An 18,931-nucleotide genomic window follows, 5' to 3' on the forward strand; every position below is an offset into this window, starting at 1 on the left:
CACCTCAGCGGGGAGGCGCCGCTCCGGCGTAGCTGGCCCCGTGCACACAGGCCCGGGGGCACAATGACGACGTCGACTCTGCTCAGCACCGGCGATGGCTTGCCCCGCGGTATGTCCGGGGCGGCGGATCCACATTTCGCGAATGTGGTGAAGAAGTTTGCCCAACAATTCGGTGGGCGGCGTCTTGGTGGCGGCGCGCTGTGCGTCTACCTCGACGGCGTGCCCGTCGTAGACGTGTGGATGGGCTGGTCGGACCGCGCCGGCATCCAACCGTGGACGGCCGACACCGGAGCGATGGTCTTCTCGGCGACCAAGGGTGTGGCCTCGGCGGTGATCCACCGGCTCGCCGACCGGGGCCTGCTGTCCTACGACGATCCCGTCGCCGAGTACTGGCCCGAGTTCGCAGCCAATGGCAAGGGCGGCATCACCGTCCGCGATGTGTTGCGGCATCGGGCGGGGCTGTCGCACCTGCGTGGCGTCACCAAGGCCGAGCTGATGGACCACCTGGCCATGGAGGCGCGGCTGGCCGCGGCGCCGGTCGACCATCTGCGCGGCGTGCAGGCCTACCACGCGCTGACCTACGGTTGGTTGCTGTCCGGTCTGGCCCGGGCGGTCACGGGCAAGGGGATGCGCGAACTGATCCGCCAGGAGGTGGCGCGGCCGCTGAACACTGACGGCCTACACCTGGGCCGCCCGCCGCAAGGGTCGCCCACCACGCCGGCGCAGATCCTGATGCCCCAGACGAAAATGCCCACCCCGGTGCTCAACTTCATCGCGCCGCGGGTGGCCAACATGCGGTATTCGGGGGCGCTGGGCGCGATGTACTTTCCCGGGATCATGTCCCTGATGCAGGGCGACACCCCGTTCCTGGACGGTGAGATTCCGGCAGCCAACGGCGTGGTGACCGGCCGCGGTTTGGCCAAGATGTACGCGGCGCTGGCCCACGACGGCCGCATCGACGGCAAGAAGTACCTATCCAAGGATTTGGCGCGCGGGCTGACCGGGCAAGCGCGCATCAAGTGGCCGGATGCAAACATGGTGGTGCCCATGCCTTTTCACCTCGGGTTCCACGAATCGCCGGTACCGGGTCTGCTGCGCGGATTCGGGCATGTCGGTCTGGGTGGGACGCTCGGCTGGGCCGATCCCGAGGTGGGCGGCGCGTTCGGATACGTGCACAACCGGCTGCTGACGTCCCGGCTGTTCGACATGGGATCGTTCGCGGCATTAGCGGGTCCGCTGCGTTCGGCCATGGAGGCTGCGCGCCACCAAGGTCCGCTCGAGGTGCCGCAGCTGGGCGCGACGTACGCGAAACCCCGTCGGCGTCAAGCGGTTTCGACGGCTCCGGCTCGGGCTGCCTTGGGGGCGAGCTAGACCTTCGCGAAACCCCTCGGCAGTGTCAGCGGCAGATCGGCGTAGGTGGCGATGCCCGGTGCGGCGGCGACGACGGCCGGGATCGCGTTGATCGCGGGCACGGCCGTCATGATGTGGCCGAGGTCCATGAACTCCTCGAGTGTGGTCGCCTCGAAGTACGGCGGCGGTAGGAAGCCGACCTTGGTCGTCACCGTCGGCTGGCCGTCGATCTGGATCACCCAACCGTCCTGTTCGATCTTCCAGTCCGGTTCGAGCGTCTGCCCTTTGCGCCACCGCACGTTCAAATCGATCAGCGTCTTGCCGCCGACGATGCCCCGCCAGCTGATGTAGGTGCCCGCGACGTGTCCCGCCGGGATGGTCCACGACGCCATCACGAGATCCTCGGTGGTTTGGGCGAACTCGGCCACGCACTTGACCTCGTCGAGTTCGACGCCGAGCGCATCACCCACCAGCCGGACGGCCTCGCCGAAAATCGCCGTCCCCTTCGCGGCCATCGCGGGTAAGTCCGGGTGGTCGATCGGCTGGCCGAAGCCGACCGGCTTTTCGGTCTCCGGGGAGTCGTAGAACGTGGTGTCGGCCGCCTCGTTGACGGTGACCTTATCGACGCGGTTGCACACCATGGCCGACACGATCGCCAGCAGCTCGGCGAAGCCCGGGCTGACGCCGGAGCCGAAAATCGTCGAGCCGCCCAACTCGGCGGCCTCCAGCAGGCGGTCGCGACCCTCGCCCAGGTTGTGCCCGGTGATGAACGACGCGGTGGTCACCACGTTGACACCGGCGGACAGAATGCGGACCAGCTCGTCGACATCGATCCACATCGGGTTGTAGACCACGCAGTCCGGTTTGAGCGCGAGCAGTTGGTCCACGTCGTTGGTCGCGGTGATCCCGAGCGGGGCGATGCCCACCAGCTCGCCGGCGTCGCGGCCAACCTTGTCGGGCGACCACGCATAGCAGCCGACCAGCTCCAAGGTGGGGTTGTCGACGATCGATTTCAGCGAGCTCTTGCCCACATTTCCGGTGTTCCACTGAACGACTCGATAGTTGTTTGGCACTCGCTCAGCATAGGGAATTGTGCCTGGTCTTAGTAGCTGGATTCGGCAGCCAAAATCTCGGCGAGGAAAGCATCCCCGGTGTCGGCGGCCGGCGGCCGGTCCAGTCGGGCGCGGGCCCAGCGACGGATCCGATCCCGGGTCTCGCGCGTTTCGGTCGTCTCGACTCCGACGGTGACGGTGGTGGCCGCCCAGTCGTGGTCCCAGGCGGCGGACTCGGTCATCGGCCGCTGCGCGGTGTCGATGAGGGGCAGGATCGCAATGCCGTCGCCGTCCAGGACGCCGCCGCCGCTGACCGCTCCGGACCGCAGCCGTACCACCACGCCGGTGGCCAGGTCGGGGCCGATGAGAGCGGCGCTGACCACCGCGACCGCGGACGCCCCCGCCGCCTCGATACGCCAACTCACGGTGTGCTCACCCCCGTCGAAGATGGCGGGCGGAACCGCGGTCCAGTTGATGGACGCCACGCCCCGGGCGATCGGGGACGCTCCCCGGATCCCCGCGTCCGAGCCGGCGGCCAGCGCGTAGTCGTCGCGGACCCCACTCGGTTCGGCCACCGCCCGCGCCGCCGCGGTGTTCGAATCATCAAGGTAGATGCAAAGTTCGGTCCATGCGTCGTCGTCCACACCGACCTCGTCGGCCAGATCGGCGGCCGCGCGCACCAGGTCGGTGACCCGGGGATCACCGGCGCGGGCATGGACGAACATTGCCGGGGCGTGCGGAGCCAGCAAGCCGGCCACATCCGAGTCCAACGTGTCGTCGGGGAAGAAGCCCTGCGCCCCCGCGGTCAGCAGCGCCACCTCGGCGTCGAGCAGGGCACGGTCCAGTCCGGCGATGCCGTCCTGCCGGCTCGCCGGCCACCAGCGTCGCAGCCAGTGGCCGATGGCCAGCCGGCGCAGCGGGGCCACCGACCCGGGCACGATGTCGACGCCGGCGAGCTCGATGCTGCCTTGGCCGGGCCCCTCTTGCGCGGCCGACGCCAGCGCAACGTGTCCGGCCTCGCCGAACACCCGCCACAACCAATCGGCACGCGACAGATCGGTGATCGTGATGTGGACTCGCTCGTCGCCGGGGGGATCGTCGATGGTCCAGGACAGCACGGCGCCGCTGATTTCCAGCACCGCGGCCAGCGGCGTCTCCGCGGCGGTGGGCCCGACCGTCCACAGGCCGGCATCGGCGACGAGCCTCATCCGGCCACCTGCAATTCCAGCATCGCCTTGATCCGCTGCCGGTGATCAAGGCTCACCGACCGCGCGACCCCTTCCAGGAGCGACCGCATTTCGTCGACGTCCTCGCACGGCTCCTGCCAGACATCGCGCCCGTGCAGGCGGGCCCACAGTCGGCTCAGGTACGGCGGGGCGTAGTCCGCCAGGTCATCGACCACCTGCCGTTGCCGGGGATGGATCGGCGCACCTTCGGCCAGGTAGCGCCGGGCGTGCAGCACGTAGGCCTCCTTGCGTAACCGCGCCTGAATCTGGGCGGCCAGCGCATAGCGGCTGGTGACGGATCGCTCAAGGGGCGCCAGTTCGACCGCGACCTCGATGCCGGCCACCAGCGTGGCCTGCTTGTCCTCTGACAGCAGGCCCCACGGCGCGCAGGCCCGGTCGACTTCCTCTTCGCAGAGCAACGGAATGTCGGGCAGCGCGTCCCGGTCCAGCGCGCGCCGCAGCGTCGCGCGGACCCGGTCGACCACACTGCGATCCAGAGGGCGGTCGCTGTCCAGGCCGCCGGTGATGCGCGGCGGCCGTTGCGGCGTCACAGAACTCAGACCCAACTCCACGATGGACCAGGGCAGTGCGGTCGGGCGCACCCGTGCCAGGGCGCCCAAGTTGTAGGGGGTGGCGTCGTCGACCATCGACGACCAGACCCGCTGCCGCGCCGAGGCGGCGCTGTGGCCGTGTGCCGGCCCGAGCACCGTACCGAGCTCGGCCAGGAAGCGCTCCGTCCCGCTTTCGCTCGCCCGCACATCACGCCAGCTGCGGTCCAGCTGCTCGGTCAGCGCGGCGACGACCCCGGGATCGGCCACATATTGGTGCAGCACCTCGATCCCGGTGCGGTCGCGGCCCTGATGGATTTCTGCGAGCACACCGGCCGCGGTTTCGCGATCTTCCGGCGCCGGTGAGCCTTTGGTGACGGCGAGCTCAAAGCACACCGGGAAGTAGAGTTCCTGCGCGTTGCCGCTACGGATTCGTTGCCTGCGGCGCTCGAGCTTAAGCACCGCGAACCACGCTGCTGCAGAACGTAATTCGGAAGCACTCGCCACTATCAGATCGTGCATGGCCGCGGCAGTGCCGGCGTCCACCAGCGGGGCCGAATACTGCGGGTTGGCCCGCAGCCGCAGCACCAGCGGGTCGATGATGCGCTTGACGGTGCGGGTCAGTGGTCCGCCGTCGTCGCTACTGAGCACCTCGACTCCTGGGCCCAGCGACCGCCACGCCTGGTCGATGACCGACCGGCGTGGATGGCCTGCCGCTACCGGGGCGGCCAGCTGGGAGTCCGCACTCATCAGCACAGAATAGGGGCATTTCGCGGCGAGAGGCAGCGAAAAAGTTGGGTTCGGTAGCCGAGGGGCACCGCGAGCCTGGACGCATGAACAAGCTGATGTCAGTGCTCAGCCGGGCGGCGTTCCGGCGACGTCGGAGCGGACCGGGCCGCACCGTCGGGGTGGGCACGGTTCGCGAGGTGGCCGGCGGACGGCAGGTTTTCATCGAGGTGGTCGCCGTATCCGGCGAAACGTTCATCGGTCGGCTCGCGAGGGGTGCCGACGATCCGGACGTGTCGATGCTGCGACCCGGGCTGGTGGTGCTGGTCGCATTCGATCCCGCTGCGCGCGAAAAGCTTTCGTTGCCGGACGATGTGCTGGCCGTCCACGCGGCCTGGCTGTCCGCCGTCTGAGCGCTAGCGGGTTCCGTCGACCGCGAACGTGACCAGCGCGGCCCAATACAGCGGGCTGGCGGCGAGGTCGCCCGCACGCCACCGCCGCAACTGCTCGCGCTGCCACCGATTGACGGCGCTTCCTGCCTGGTCCTGTTCGTGGGCGTGATCCACGGCGATGACCGAGTCGGCCATTGGATCGCCCTGCGCGGCCGTGAATTGGCGGTAGGCGGCGGTGGTGGGCAGTGACCAGAGGGTGGCGGTCACGAGCTGCGCACCGCTTAAAATCATCGCCGCGACCAAACCGGTCGCCTCGTCGAAGCGGTAATCGCCGCCGGACCCGCAGGCCAGTAGGGCGACCCGCGGCGGCATCGTCAACCGCAGCGACATCAGGTCCGAAGCCGTTAGTGGGCGGTGGTCGCCGATGGTGTCGGCGTCACCGGCAGCCGCCGCTGTGCAGGCTAGGTGCAGGGCAGCCCGGTCGGCCTGGGTGCCCTGATCCGGGTGTGCGTCAGCAGAGCTCGCATGACCGACGTAGAGTAGCCTGCTCGGCGCTTGGCTGAGCAGTTCGGCCAGCCAGGCGCGGTCGGCATCTGACCGGCGAAACAACTCGACGGCCTCCCCGACTCTGGGCAGCACCGTCCGACGTCCCATCAGCCCGGAGAAATGTTGCGCCACCGCCGTTTCCGATGACGGCCGGCCCAGCACTGACCCGAGGGCCGAGTCCGGCCGCTGCCCCGGTACCCGCGGGTCCAAAACCAGAAGGGGCGGACCGTCTTTGCGAATATCCCAGGCGTCCGCTGTGCGCGGCGCATGCACGATGTTCGCCGGAACCGCCATCAGCACGTCGACCACCTCCATCAGCCGCTGTCCATCGGTGTGTTCGCCGATATCGGCCAGCTGCCAAGGGATCCGGGCCGCGACCCGACCGCTGGCCGTGATGGCCTCGTAGCGGGCGCGCACTAGCTCCTCCTTGCTCGGCCCCGACTTCGGCACCGCCAGCAGGCCCCAAGGGACGCGGGCTAGACGAGCGCTGGGGGACACGAACAGCGCGGCAGGCGACGACCCGGCGAATTCGGCGACCAGTTGCCAGCCGGCCATGCCGATGAGGAGCACACCCAGGATGTAGGCGACGGTCAGCTCACTGTCGGGCGTGGCGAAAGGCCCCGTGGCCAAAGCCCGCTCGATAGCCGCGCGACGGCTCTCATTTCCCTGCGGTTCGGGGATGGCGTCGTCGAGCTCTGCCAAAGCCGCGAGCAGGATGGGGTCTTCGATCACCCAATTGACGGTCCGCGACGGCTGCCCGACGACCCGCAAACTGGCATAGGTGGCGATACCGACGTCGGCGTACCGCAATACGAGAGTCGGCCGATCCTCCTGCGTCATGGCCAGGTCGACCAGGCGGGTTCGGCGGCGGTGACCGCGCGGCCATAACGCTGCAGGGCCAGGTCACGATAGTGACTCATGATCGGCGGGCTGTCGGGCTGCATCTGCAGCGGGGGCAGCGGACCGAGCCGGGTGAGCGAGCGTGCGGTGCTTACCGGCGGCCCGGACGCGGCCAGGGCCGGTTCCGGATCGGCGTCGACGAGCACCGTGGTTGTGGCTGTCGACGCCCATTCGCCGATCGCCGCACGCTGTGAATCGGTATCGAAAGTCCCTCGCGCGCTGTGGTATTCGACGAGCTCGCTGACGAGTTGGGTGTTCTCCCACTCCCAAGCTACGGCGAAGGCGCCGGCCAAGATCGGCGCGGAGATCGTCGCGGCCCAGCGGGATCTCGCGTCGGCGTCGGCAATCGAGAACCGGACCGAGTCGACGGCGAGGGCAGCCGGGACTTTGAGTTCGGCGGCCTGTTCGAGTTTGGTCATCGCGCGCCAGTACTCGGGCGTGCCCACCTCGCCGCGGACGATGCCGATACCCTCGGCCTGCCGCGCTTCGGTCTCCTGCAGCGTCTCGTCGGGGTCACCTGAGCTGTCGAACCCGAGATCTGCCAATGCATCCGCGCGCCACACCGTGCCGAGATGATTGTCGAGCTGGGCGTACTGCAGCCAGCTGCTGCGCGGTGAGGAGTCGAGGAGTTCGCGGGCCTGGGCGATCAATTCGACCGCGTTCGCGAACCGGCTCCAGAAGATCGCTATCCAGCTGCGCTGCAACAGGATGCGGTGCAGGTGTAAGGGTTTGCCCAGTTCGCGCCAATGCCGCTCGGCGTGTTCCCAGCACTCATCCGCGGCTTCCAGCGCCCCAGACGCCAGCCGGATCAATCCCAGGTACAACCAACAGCGCGCGATGTCGTGTGCTCGCTCATACCGGGCGATGACCGGATAGGCCTCCGACACCAGCTGCTCGGTCGTGGTATGGTCGCCGACCAGCCAGCTGGCCGCAGCCCTCTCCAGTTGTGTTCTGGCGTCTGCCAATTCCCAGCCGCGCGATCGCGCGCGGGCGCCGGCGCGGCGCAGCCACGGCTCCGCATCGCCGAGCCGCCCGGTCTCTACGCAGAATCTGCCGTACGCCGTGCCGGCGTCGACCCGCAGCTGGTCGTCGAGCTCGGAATCACCGAGCTGGTCGAGTGCGCCGACCACCTGATCCCACAACGGAACCGAATCCACATGCAGGTCGTCGTCGCACAGCGCGGCGGCACATAAAACCTGCGCGTGCACGATCAGTCGGGCATGCTCGGCGGCGAGCTCGGGGAACGTCTCGTCGGCGTCGCGCAACCTGCCCAGTGCCGTGCCCGCGCCCTCGTGATCGCCCAGCGCTGCAGCCACTCCCGTCTGCAGGAACTGGGCGCGGCGCGAGTAGCGACGGATCATTCGCGCAATCTCGGTGCCGGGCATCGTGGTTTGTCCGGCTGCCTCGGGCATGGTGCCGTCCAAAATTCCGGAGTAGATCGTCAGACAGTCGCTGATACGCCGGATGCATTCGCGCACCCCGTCATTCGCGCCGCGGGCGAGGTAGATCTCGCCCAGCTGTGCGAACACTTCCAGCAGTTCATCGTCGCGGTCCCGCCGCTCGATCTCGGGCACCAGGGACAGCAGCAGTTCGCGGGCGGCGGCCTCGTCGGCGGCCAGCGCCAGGCGGCGTGCCCGCTCTAGATCGTCGGAGATCGCCACGGCTGCATCATAAGACAGTCTGGCGCGGCGGGCGCGTGAGTGAAGCACGCCCGCCGCGCCAGGGTCGAGCCGATTAGCCGCATGTCACCTTGATGCTGAAGTCCTTGGTGATCATCCCGGCCATCGGGTTCTTCAGGTCGGCGCCCTGCGCTTGCCCCGTGATGGTGTAGGTCTTGCCGTCCACCGCCACGTTGGCCGACCCAACCTGAGCGCCCATGTTGTTGGCGACCGACAAGGCGTTGCCGTCCACCACAAGCGCCAGTGACTCGACCTTGGGGGTGGCTTCGTCGGTCATCACCACGGCCAGCGCCTGCTGTGCGCCGCCGGTGGATCCGCTTCCGATGTCGATCTTGCCGCCCTGCCTGACACAGGTCACCGATGCGGGGTTGACGCCAGCCAAGTCGGTTCCGCCCACCTTGACCTGGGCACCGCTTCCGGAGGCGACGCTGGCTGCCGGGCTGGACGCCGGGCTGGCCGTGTGGCCGCCGCTCGAGCAACCCACCACGGCCGTTGCCAGGCCAAGGGTTCCGATTGCGCCCGCGAGAAGACGTTTCACTGCTGGTTCCTTCCGTCATGCGCCGCCCCAGTGGCGTCGTCACGGCAGCCAGTACAAAACGCCGGTGTCGCTACCGATCCCAATTTTGTGGCGTATCCGGTCAGCCGCCGGCGGCGACTACGGGGCGAAAGTGCCGGAATGGCAAGGGTTTCCGGTGAGATCGCCGCAGCGTTAGTGCCCCAGGAGCGATGGCGGCGCCGGCAGGTGCTTGAGTGGGACTGTGATTGAGATCCAGACTGTGCAGGCCAAGTCGGCGTCGGTGCGGGTATTGACCCTGGCGTCGGGGCGTGTCAACGCCCTCGATGTGGAGCTGCTCGACGAACTCACCTCCGCCATCCGTGAACTGCAGGATTCCGGCAACGGGCCGCTGGTTATCACCGGGGCGGGTCGGGTGTTCAGCGCCGGGGTCGACCTGAACCGCGTGGTGGACGGTGGTCGCGACTACACCGATCGGCTGGTACCGGCGCTGTCCCAGGCCTTCGACGCGTTGTTCAGCTTTCCATGGCCGACGGTGGCCGCCATCAACGGCGCTGCTATCGCGGGCGGATGCGTGCTGGCGTGTGCGTGCGACCGCCGCCTGATCGCCCCCGAAGCGGGAATCGGAGCCGCCGAGGTTCGGGTCGGTGTCGCGTTCCCGGTCGCCGCATTGGAGGTAATGCGACACGCCTGCGGGGATCGCGCCGAGGAGGTCCTGCTGGGCGCACGCACCTTCAAGGGTGTCGAGGCGATCACCCGGGGGCTTGCCCACCGCGTCGTCGCCGACGAGCTGGTCGAGGCCGCCATCGCGGAGGCCTCCGAACTAGGTGCTCTACCTGCCGAGGCGTATCGCGACACCAAAGCCCAGCTGCGCGCCCCGACCGTGGCACGCATCCACCAGGGCGCGGCCACGGATGCCGGGGTGCGGCAACTGTGGGGCTCGGACGAGACGCAGCAGCGCATTGCCGCCTACGTCCAGGGCCTCAAGCGACGGGACTGATCACTCGTCGAGCGCGACGCCGCCGCGGGTGCGCCGGCGTCGCATGCGGTGCGAGCCCTTGCCCGTCGGTCGGCGGTTGCGCAATCCGCCGCGCGGCTCCTCGGCCTCGTCTGCGGGCTCGGTGTCTTCATCGGCGGGCTCGCTGGCCTCGCCGGCGTCCTGAGTGTCTTCGATCGCCGGCTTCTCGGCCTTGACGGCCTCGACAGCCTTGGCGGTAGGTTCGACGGCTTCTTCCCCAGTGACCGTCTCGGTCTCTTCGGCTTCGGCGTCGTCGGTGTCGGCGCTGTCCGGAGTGTCGGCGTCGTCGTCGGCGTCTTCAGTGGCGACGCTGTCCTCAGGGTCGTCAGTTCCTAAGTCGGACTCGGCGCCCTTCTTGCCGCGCAGACGCCGCCGCTTCGCCTTCTTAGGCTTGATCGGTTTCGGTGGGGGCGGCGGCAGCTCGGCGACGAACGACAGATTGAACGCGAAGATCCCGAGCAGGCCGATCGCCGCGGCCGCGCCGTAACTGCCGAACAAGTACTTGCCGGCCGCATCCAGGCTGAGCCAGATTTCGCTGATCGCGGTGCCGATGATCAACACACCGGCCAGCACGTGCGCCACGATCGACCAGACCCGCAGCGTCAGCGCCAGCTGCGGTGTGCCCAACTCGGGCTTGCGGGTGCGCAGCTGGGTGAACACCACGGGCAGGGCGGCCAACGCGATCAGCGCGCCCGCGCCGATCCGCCCCGCCATCCCCAGCGCCCGCGGCGTGTCGCCCATCAGCTCGGACCAGCGGGGGAGCACACAAAGGAAATAGAGGGCGCCGGCACCGATCGAGAACAACGCGTGCCACGGTATGGCGACCTTGCGGCCCATACGCCTCCTCCTGATGGTGAGCCCACGTCAGCCTAGAGGCAGCCAAAACCGATTCCAACAACCGTTTGGCCGCGTCCGAAAACCGCGTGCACCCAATTTGCGGAGGATGCGGGATTTGAACCCGCGAGGGCTGTTAACCCAACCCGCGTTCCAGGCGAGCGCCATAGGCCACTAGGCGAATCCTCCGTGGGCCATGGTAGCGGCTGGGTCAACGCCGAATATGCTGCGGCCGTCATCGGCGGATGGGCGCCAGGTATTACACTCGCCATGGACCCCGCGCGGCGTCTATCCTGTGAACTCCCCCAGGGCCGGAAGGCAGCAAGGGTCAATGGGCTCTGTCGGGTGCGCGGGGTCCCCTATGTCGGGGCCGCGCAACCAGTGCCTTCACCACTCGCCGGCCCGTCACTTCCCGTGTTCGACAGCGAAAGGCCCGCGAAAAGCCATGGCGGCGTTCGACTCTCTCAGCCCTGCGGAGCTCACCGCACTGCACACACGCCACCAGCAGAGTTATGCGGAGTTGCAGGCCAAGAAGCTGCACCTGGATCTGACCCGCGGCAAACCCGCCCCGGAGCAGCTCGACCTGTCCAACCAGCTGCTGAGCCTGCCTGGCGACGATTTCCGTGACGCCGAGGGAACCGACACCCGCAACTACGGGGGCCTGCACGGGTTGCCCGGTCTGCGAGCCATCTTCGGCGAGCTGCTCGGCATCCCGGTGCCCAACCTGATCGCCGGGAACAACTCCAGCCTGGAGCTGATGCACGACGTGGTGGCCTTTTCGATGCTGTATGGCGGTGTCGACTCGCAACGGCCCTGGAAGGACGAGCCGAGCATCAAGTTCCTGTGCCCTGCGCCGGGCTACGACCGGCATTTCGCCATCACCGAGACCATGGGCATCGAGATGATCCCGGTCCCGATGCGCGAGGACGGCCCGGACGTCGACTTGATCGAGGAGCTGGTGGCCGTCGATCCGGCCATCAAGGGCATGTGGACGGTGCCGGTGTTCGGCAACCCCACCGGCGTGACGTACGCATGGGAGACGGTGCTGCGGCTGGTCCAGATGCGCACCGCGGCGCCCGACTTCCGGTTGTTCTGGGACAACGCCTACGCCGTGCACACGCTGACGCACGACTTCCTGAGTCAGGTCGATGTGCTCGGGCTGGCCGCCGCGGCCGGCAACCCGAACCGGCCGTATGTCTTCGCGTCGACGTCGAAGATCACTTTTGCCGGAGCCGGCGTCAGCTTCCTCGGCGGCTCGCTGGGCAACATCGCCTGGTATCTGCAGTACGCCGGCAAGAAATCGATCGGCCCGGACAAGATCAACCAGCTCCGACACCTGCGCTTCTTTGGCGACGCCGACGGGGTCCGCCTGCACATGCTGCGACACCAGCAGATTCTGGCGCCGAAATTCGCCCTGGCACTGGAAATCCTCGAGCAGCGGCTCGGCGACTCGAAGATCGCGTCCTGGACCGAGCCCAAGGGCGGTTACTTCATCAGCCTCGACGTGTGGCCCGGCACGGCCCGCCGGACCGTCGCGCTGGCCAAGGACGCCGGCATCGCGGTCACCGAGGCGGGTGCGACGTTCCCGTACCGCAAAGACCCGGAGGACAAGAACATCCGGATCGCGCCCACTTTTCCGTCGCTGCCGGACTTGCGTGACGCGGTCGACGGCCTGGCGACCTGCGCACTCCTGGCGGCATCCGAGGCTCAGGTCGGTTCCCCGGCGCCGAGTGTGAACTGACGGCGCCAATCGTGCGCTGCGGGCGTCGACTGTGCGCTGGCGACGGCAAATCCCGGCTCAGCTTCAAGGGATGGATGCAACACATCTGATTGAGGAGTGTTGCTATGCCCCATCCGCCGTTGAGATCTGTGGTTCGTCAGTTCTGGGGTCACATCAGCGGCGGCCGGTCCGCTGCTGAGGCCGGTGTTGCCGCTGGCGTGTCGGAGCGGTCCGGCCTGCGCTGGTTTGCTGATGCTGGTGGTGTGAAACCACGACTGTGCGAGCCAAAGTTGTCTGGCCCGCGGCCGAGGCTGACGTTTGAAGATCGGATCGAGATCGAATTCGGTGTCAGGACAAACGAATCGTTGCGGTCGATGGGAGCTCGACTGGGTCGGCCGGCGTCGACCATTAAGCGTGAGATTGACGCCAACGGTGTGCGTAATCGCTATGACGGACGCAAGTCGGGGTATCGGCGCAAAGAAGCGTTCGGAGCCCGCCGCAGCGGCAACACTGCCCAGGTGGCGTATCGGGCCCTGGTGGCTCAGGCCCGCGCCGATGACCGCGCGCGTCGGCCTAAGCCGGCCAAGCTGGCCGGAAATGACCGGCTGCGTGATGAAGTGCAGACTCGGTTAGACGAGTTCCATAGTCCCAGCCAGATCGCAGCGATGCTGCGGCGCGATTTCCCCGACGATCCGGAGATGTGGGTGTCTCACGAAGCGATCTATCAGGCGGTATACGTGCAAGGACGCGGCCATTTGCGCCGCGACATCCACCGCTGTTTGCGCACCGGACGCGCCGTGCGTAAACCGCGCACTCACCCCGGCGAGCGCCGCGGCCGCATCCCCGACATGGTCAACATCAGCGAACGTCCACCTGAGGTGGCCGACCGCGCAGTGCCCGGTCACTGGGAAGGAGATTTGATCCTGGGCAGCACCGAATCGGGCTCGGCGATCGGCACCCTCGTCGAACGCAGCACCCGCTTCGCCTTGCTGCTGCACCTGCCCGACAACCACGGCGCCCAAGCCGTCCAGGACGCCATCGTGGCCAAGATGGCGCAGCTGGCGCCGATCCTGCGCCGCACCCTAACTTGGGATCAGGGCAAGGAAATGACCAACCACATCGCCATCGCCGCGGCCACCGAGCTCGACATCTACTTTTGCGATCCCCACTCACCATGGCAGCGCGGTACCAACGAAAACACCAACGGACTACTACGCCAATGGTTTGCCAAAGGCACTGACCTGTCGGTGTTCCCGGCCGATTACCTCGACTACGTCGCGACCAAACTCAACAACCGACCACGCCAAACACTGGACTGGAAAACCCCCGCCGAAGCCCTCGACGAACTACTGTCCCACCCGACCGGACCATCCACTGTTGCATCCATCGCGTGAGACCGCCCGGTGAAATCGCGCCGCGGATACACACTGAACGACGCCGATGCACGCCCGGCACTGCCGCGCCCGCATCGTCGTCGCGGTGGTGAGGGTGCGACACCTCCTCGGGCACTGCCGTGCCCGCATCGTCGTCGCGGTGGTGAGGGTGCGACTCCTCCTCGGGCACTGCCGTGCCCGCATCGTCGTCGCGGTGGTGAGGGTGCGACTCCTCCTCGGGCACTGCCGTGCCCGCATCGTCGTCGCGGTGGTGAGGGTGCGACTCCTCCTCGGGCACTGCCGTGCCCGCATCGTCGTCGCGGTGGTGAGGGTGCGACTCCTCCTCGGGCACTGCCGTGCCCGCATCGTCGTCACACGACGCCGGTAGCCTGCTGACCGTGGCTCTCTACCGCAAGTACCGGCCGGCAACCTTCGCCGAAGTGGTCGGGCAAGAGCACGTCACCGAGCCGCTGTCCATTGCCCTGGAGGCGGGGCGGATCAACCATGCGTACCTGTTCTCCGGGCCGCGGGGCTGCGGCAAAACCTCGTCGGCTCGCATCCTGGCGCGCTCGTTGAACTGCGTGCAGGGGCCGACGGCGACCCCATGCGGCGTGTGCGATTCCTGTCAGGCGCTGGCGCCGAACGCGCCCGGCAGCATCGACGTCGTGGAGCTCGACGCCGCCAGTCACGGCGGCGTGGACGACACCCGTGAACTACGCGACCGCGCCTTCTACGCACCGGCGCAGTCGCGGTATCGGGTGTTCATCGTCGACGAGGCGCACATGGTGACCACGGCGGGCTTCAACGCTCTGCTCAAGATCGTCGAGGAACCGCCCGAGCACCTCATCTTCATCTTCGCTACCACCGAACCGGAGAAGGTGCTGCCGACCATCCGATCGCGCACGCATCACTATCCGTTCCGGTTGTTGCCGCCCAAGACGATGCGGTCGCTGATCGGTCGGATCTGTGAGCAAGAAGGCGTCGTCGTCGACGACGCGGTCTATCCGCTGGTGATCCGCGCGGGCGGTGGTTCCCCGCGCGACACCCTCTCGGTGCTAGACCAGTTGGTGGCCGGCGCCGACGACAATCACGTCACCTATCCCCGGGCCCTGGGCCTGCTGGGCGCCACCGACGTCGCGCTGATCGACGACGCCGTCGACGCGCTGGCCGCCGCGGACGCCGCGGCACTGTTCGGGGCGGTCGAATCGGTGATCGACGCGGGCCATGACCCGCGTCGCTTCGCCACCGACCTGCTGGAGCGGTTCCGCGATCTCCTTGTGCTGCAAGCGGTTCCGGACGCCGTGAGTCGCGGCGTGGTGGACGCCCCGGAGGACGTGCTGGACCGCATGCGCGAGCAGGCGGCCCGAATCGGGCCGGCGACGCTGACCCGGTACGCCGAGGTGGTGCAGGCCGGACTGGGGGAGATGCGCGGAGCGACGGCACCGCGGCTGCTCCTCGAAGTCGTCTGCGCTCGCCTGCTGTTGCCGTCGGCGAGCGACGCCGAATCGGCGCTGCTGCAGCGCGTTGAGCGCATCGAGACGCGATTGGCGATGTCGCTGCCCGCGTCGGAAACGACGCCGGCGGCAAGGCCGCCCGCAACGGCGGCCCCGGCGGGTCCGCCAGCATCGGCAACGCCGTCGCGGCGAGTGAAGGCCGAGCGCACGCCCGGGCCCGCATCTGAGCCCGCGCCGACGCCGCCGCCCGTGAACGAGCCGCCGCCCGCATCTGAGCCCGCGTCGAGGCCGCAGCCCATGAACGAGCCGCCGCCCGCGCCGACGCCGCAGCCGGTCGCTGCCCAACCGGCCCGTGAACCAGGCCCTGAACCAGGCCCCGGCTCAGGCGAACTCAACGCCGCCGCGGTGCGCACGATGTGGCCGACGGTGCGCGACAAAGTGCGCCAGCGCAGCCGCACCACCGAAGTGATGCTGTCTGGGGCCACCGTTCGCGCGATCGACGGCGACACCCTGGTGCTCAGCCACGAATCGGCGCCCCTGGCCAAACGGCTGTCCGAGCAGCGCAACGCCGACGTCATCGCCGAGGCACTCAAGGACGCGCTCGGCGTCAATTGGCGGGTGCGCTGCGAGGTGGGCGGCCCGGCTGCCGCGGCGGCGGAAGCGCCGGTGCGAGGCGGCCCAACCCCGCCGCCCGCCGCGGAGCCGCCCCCGGTGGCGGCCGCCGAATCCGCTCAACGCGACGAAGAGGAGCACATGCTGGCCGAGGCCGGTCGCAGCGATCCGTCGGCGCCGCGCCGGGACCCCGAAGAGGTTGCGCTCGAGTTGTTGCAGAACGAATTAGGCGCGCGGCGGATCGACGGCAGCTAGGGCTGCCACCACGGCCGCAGCGGCAGGCTGTCCGTGCCCCGCGGCTCCACGTTGGCGGCCAGCACGTGATGAAGCTGAAGGTTGTTCTGCTCGAACGCGACTCGTGATGCCGCCATGTAGAGGCCCCACACCTTGGCGACCGGCAGCGACACCTCCTCGACCGCGGCGTCCCAGTTGGCGACGAGATTGCGGCACCAGTCGCGCAGCGTCATCGCGTAGTGGTGGCGGAAGTTCTCCGCGTGCAGCACCTCGAAGCCGCAGTCCTGGACCTCGGTGATGACGCGTCCCGAACCGGTCAGCTCCCCATCCGGGAAGACGTAGCGGTCGGTGAATCCGCCCGCGAAAGAGGTCTGCTTGTTGTCGTGGCGGGTGATGCAGTGATTGAGCAACAGGCCACCGGTGCGCAATTTCGATTTGAGGCACGCGAAGTAGGCCGGATAGTTCTTCACCCCGATGTGCTCCGTCAGCCCGATCGAGGAGACCGCGTCGAATCCCGTCTCCGGGACATCGCGGTAGTCGCAGTGCCGCACCTCGGCCAATGCCGAGAGCCCGTCGGCCTCGATCGCCCGCCGGGCCCACTTCGCCTGTTCGGCCGACAAGGTGACCCCGATCGCTCGGACACCGTGGCGGGCGGCGTACCGCACCATGCCACCCCAACCGCAGCCCACGTCGAGCAGCCGGTCACCCGGTTGCAACCGCAGCTTGTCGAAGACGAGCCGGTACTTGTTTTCCTGCGCCTCTTCCAGGCTGGCGTCGGCGTGCGGGTAGACCGCGCAGGTGTAGGTCATCGACGGCCCGAGCACCCACTCGTAAAACGCGTTGGAGACGTCGTAGTGATGGTGGATGGCCTCGGCGTCTCGCGTCTTGCTGTGCATCAGGCCGTCGGCGACCCGAAGCCATCGGGGCCGGGCCTCCTGCGGTGGTGGCGGGATCGGTACCAGCCGCTCGATGCCGATCGAGCGGACGACCTGCGCCAGCGTCCACGCCGACGGCCGCTTGAAGTCAACCCGGTCGGCCAGCAGCTTGAGCAGTTCGTAGGGGTCGCCGGGGTGCACCCCATAGGGCTGCAGATCACCCGAGATGTAAGCGCGGGCGATGCCGAGTTCGCCGGGCGCCGTTGCCAGATAGGTGGCGCCGCGCGGCGAGCAGAGGTTCAGACCGAGTTCGGCATCTTCGTGCCCGGCGACGCTGCCGTCGTACGCCGTGAACTTCAGCGGATACCCGCCACGGGCGGTGAAGACCTCCAGCACCTCGGCCATGCTGAGCTTGCCGCCGATACGGGTGGAGCGGTCGGGCTGTTTGGTTGTCGTCATCGCCGTTGCACCGCCTTCGCATAGAGATCTAGCAAACGAGAATCGGGGTCGTACGATTTTTTGACCGTCTTGTAGGCTTCGCCGCCGTACAGCTGGTCAAACTCCTCCCGGCTATAAAAGGAGTCGGAGTACAGCGACTTGTGCCCATCCAGCTCGCTGACCTTGGCCTCGATCGCCCGATTGGTGGCGCCCAGCCGGTCACCGGCCGGCACCGACGACCAGAAGCCGATGTTGACATAGGTGTCCCCGGGCGCGATCGGGTACAGCGGCCACCCGTCATGATCGCGAAGACGCAACGGGCACAGCCAGATCGGCGTAATCGGAACGTTGTCCAAAAACCATTCCACGAAGTCGCAGGCGCGCCGGACCGGGACCTCGACATCTTGGACCACCCGCTCGCGGGGCGGACGGCCGTGGCGCTTCTCGATGCGATCAGATATGTCGAAGCGGCGATCCAGGGCGACCAGCTTCCAGTACACGCTGCTGCGCCGGTACCGCCGCGGCCAGCACCGGCGTACTCGCGGGTTTTGCGCGCCGAATGCGCGTGAGCACCAAAACCAGTCGGTGTCCCACCGCCAGAAGTAGTCGTGCATGGTCAAACGGTCGTCCTTGGCGTGCGCCGCACCGGATAAGTCGTGCCGCATCGATTGGTAGTAGATGCGTTGCCCCGTGTAATCGCTGACCGGGCCCGGAGTGGTGGTTCGCCTGCCCAGGCATAGGTAGCTTTCGTCCGCGCTGAACACCACCCCGTCGAGGTAGTCGACGGCGATGTCGCCCTGCCCGCCGGTGTCGACGATGCGATCCATCGCCGCGATCAGCTCGGGCACCGAGCGGAATCGGATGTGGCGCAGCGCCACGAACGGCGTGATGGGCTCCAATTCGATCCGCAGCCGAGTCGAATAACCCAGCGTCCCATAAGAATTCGGGAAACACCGAAACAGGTCGCAGTTCTGGGTACGTGACGCGGTGACCAATTCGCCAGCGCCGGTGAGGATATCCATCTCCAGCACCGATTCATGCGGCAGGCCATTGCGGAACGACGCCGACTCGATACCCAACCCGCTGACCGCGCCGCCGAGCGTGATGGTCTTCAATTGCGGGACGACCAGTGGCGAAAGGCCGTATGGCAGCGTCGCCGCCACCAAATCCTGGTATGTGCACATGCCCGCGACGTCGGCGGTGCGGGCGTCTGGATCGACGCCGAGAACGCCGGTCAATCCGGACGCGTCCAGCCCCGGGGCGTCGCGTTTTGTGCGGTCGCGGAACAGGTTTGACGTGGGCTTGGCGAGCCGAACCGCGGACGTGGCCGGGATGGAACGATAACTCGCCATCAACCGATCAACGCCCGACGTGTGGGTCGAGTGTGCAGATCCTGAGATTGGCACCACCTATACCCTAGTCTTCGACAACACCACGTGC

General features: G+C 67.9%; 16 protein-coding genes, 1 tRNA gene and 1 other RNA gene. 8 read left to right on the forward strand and 10 right to left on the reverse strand.

Features of this window, described 5'->3' with window-relative positions; translation table 11 throughout:
- The first annotated feature begins 63 nt into the window (after positions 1-63).
- Positions 64-1,371, forward strand: a complete 1,308-nt coding sequence (gene lipL, locus G6N33_RS13435; protein WP_044508914.1) for an esterase/beta-lactamase LipL — start codon at positions 64-66, stop codon at positions 1,369-1,371.
- Here lipL and G6N33_RS13440 read toward each other — a convergent pair.
- Genes G6N33_RS13440 through G6N33_RS13450 form a run of 3 tightly spaced genes read right to left on the reverse strand, consistent with a single transcriptional unit; the run spans position 1,368 to position 4,926 of the window.
- Complete coding sequence (locus G6N33_RS13440; protein ID WP_101528125.1) at positions 1,368-2,423, reverse strand: NAD(P)H-dependent amine dehydrogenase family protein; 1,056 nt, start codon at positions 2,421-2,423, stop codon at positions 1,368-1,370. The genes lipL and G6N33_RS13440 overlap by 4 nt on opposite strands.
- Before the next feature lie 29 nt (positions 2,424-2,452).
- A complete protein-coding gene (locus G6N33_RS13445) occupies positions 2,453-3,610 on the reverse strand; it encodes a hypothetical protein (RefSeq protein ID WP_044508913.1) in 1,158 nt (385 codons plus the stop codon).
- The gene (locus G6N33_RS13450; RefSeq protein ID WP_044508912.1) at positions 3,607-4,926 is read right to left on the reverse strand and encodes a hypothetical protein; all 1,320 of its coding nucleotides are present in this window, start codon (positions 4,924-4,926) and stop codon (positions 3,607-3,609) included. The genes G6N33_RS13445 and G6N33_RS13450 overlap by 4 nt, the downstream gene beginning before the upstream one ends.
- A 44-nt stretch (positions 4,927-4,970) precedes the next feature.
- On the opposite strand from G6N33_RS13450, the gene G6N33_RS13455 reads away from it, so the two are divergent.
- Positions 4,971-5,315, forward strand: coding sequence for a hypothetical protein (locus tag G6N33_RS13455; RefSeq protein WP_044508911.1), 345 nt, complete (start codon positions 4,971-4,973; stop codon positions 5,313-5,315).
- Positions 5,316-5,318: 3 nt separating this feature from the next.
- Here the strand turns inward: G6N33_RS13455 and G6N33_RS13460 are convergent, their stop codons facing one another.
- From G6N33_RS13460 to G6N33_RS13470, 3 genes are all read right to left on the reverse strand, one after another.
- Positions 5,319-6,680, reverse strand: a complete 1,362-nt coding sequence (locus G6N33_RS13460) for a CHAT domain-containing protein (RefSeq protein ID WP_044508910.1) — start codon at positions 6,678-6,680, stop codon at positions 5,319-5,321.
- Positions 6,677-8,401: a hypothetical protein gene (locus tag G6N33_RS13465; protein WP_044508909.1), complete on the reverse strand. Its 1,725-nt coding sequence runs from the start codon at positions 8,399-8,401 to the stop codon at positions 6,677-6,679. Before G6N33_RS13465 ends, G6N33_RS13460 begins: the two co-directional genes overlap by 4 nt.
- Positions 8,402-8,474: 73 nt before the next feature.
- Positions 8,475-8,957: a lipoprotein LpqH gene (locus G6N33_RS13470; protein WP_044508908.1), complete on the reverse strand. Its 483-nt coding sequence runs from the start codon at positions 8,955-8,957 to the stop codon at positions 8,475-8,477.
- Positions 8,958-9,177: 220 nt separating this feature from the next.
- Between G6N33_RS13470 and G6N33_RS13475 the strand changes: the two genes are divergently transcribed.
- On the forward strand, positions 9,178-9,933 hold the full coding sequence (locus tag G6N33_RS13475) for an enoyl-CoA hydratase/isomerase family protein (protein WP_049919055.1): 756 nt from the start codon (positions 9,178-9,180) through the stop codon (positions 9,931-9,933).
- Here the strand turns inward: G6N33_RS13475 and G6N33_RS13480 are convergent, their stop codons facing one another.
- Positions 9,934-10,788, reverse strand: coding sequence for a hypothetical protein (locus G6N33_RS13480; RefSeq protein ID WP_044508906.1), 855 nt, complete (start codon positions 10,786-10,788; stop codon positions 9,934-9,936).
- Positions 10,789-10,888: 100 nt separating this feature from the next.
- Positions 10,889-10,974 (reverse strand) — tRNA-Ser (locus G6N33_RS13485).
- Positions 10,975-11,054: 80 nt separating this feature from the next.
- Here G6N33_RS13485 and ffs point away from each other — a divergent pair.
- The 5 genes from ffs to G6N33_RS13510 all read left to right on the forward strand — a co-directional run bounded on the left by ffs (position 11,055) and on the right by G6N33_RS13510 (position 16,199).
- An RNA gene (gene ffs / locus G6N33_RS13490) (signal recognition particle sRNA small type) lies at positions 11,055-11,149 on the forward strand.
- An 81-nt stretch (positions 11,150-11,230) separates the two neighbouring features.
- On the forward strand, positions 11,231-12,526 hold the full coding sequence (locus G6N33_RS13495) for an aminotransferase class I/II-fold pyridoxal phosphate-dependent enzyme (RefSeq protein ID WP_044508905.1): 1,296 nt from the start codon (positions 11,231-11,233) through the stop codon (positions 12,524-12,526).
- Positions 12,527-12,630: 104 nt separating this feature from the next.
- The gene (locus G6N33_RS13500; protein WP_044508904.1) at positions 12,631-13,899 is read left to right on the forward strand and encodes an IS30 family transposase; all 1,269 of its coding nucleotides are present in this window, start codon (positions 12,631-12,633) and stop codon (positions 13,897-13,899) included.
- A 46-nt stretch (positions 13,900-13,945) separates the two neighbouring features.
- Positions 13,946-14,266, forward strand: coding sequence for a hypothetical protein (locus G6N33_RS13505; protein ID WP_163771527.1), 321 nt, complete (start codon positions 13,946-13,948; stop codon positions 14,264-14,266).
- A 10-nt stretch (positions 14,267-14,276) separates the two neighbouring features.
- Positions 14,277-16,199, forward strand: coding sequence for a DNA polymerase III subunits gamma/tau (locus tag G6N33_RS13510; protein ID WP_101528730.1), 1,923 nt, complete (start codon positions 14,277-14,279; stop codon positions 16,197-16,199).
- Here the strand turns inward: G6N33_RS13510 and G6N33_RS13515 are convergent.
- Positions 16,196-17,512, reverse strand: coding sequence for a class I SAM-dependent methyltransferase (locus G6N33_RS13515; RefSeq protein WP_197912991.1), 1,317 nt, complete (start codon positions 17,510-17,512; stop codon positions 16,196-16,198). The two genes, G6N33_RS13510 and G6N33_RS13515, sit on opposite strands and share 4 nt — an antisense overlap.
- The gene (locus G6N33_RS13520; protein WP_408632727.1) at positions 17,509-18,843 is read right to left on the reverse strand and encodes an FAD-binding oxidoreductase; all 1,335 of its coding nucleotides are present in this window, start codon (positions 18,841-18,843) and stop codon (positions 17,509-17,511) included. Before G6N33_RS13520 ends, G6N33_RS13515 begins: the two co-directional genes overlap by 4 nt.
- Between the last annotated feature and the right edge of the window lie 88 nt (positions 18,844-18,931).

The organism is Mycobacterium simiae, from assembly GCF_010727605.1.
Taxonomy (GTDB): Bacteria; Actinomycetota; Actinomycetes; order Mycobacteriales; family Mycobacteriaceae; genus Mycobacterium; species Mycobacterium simiae.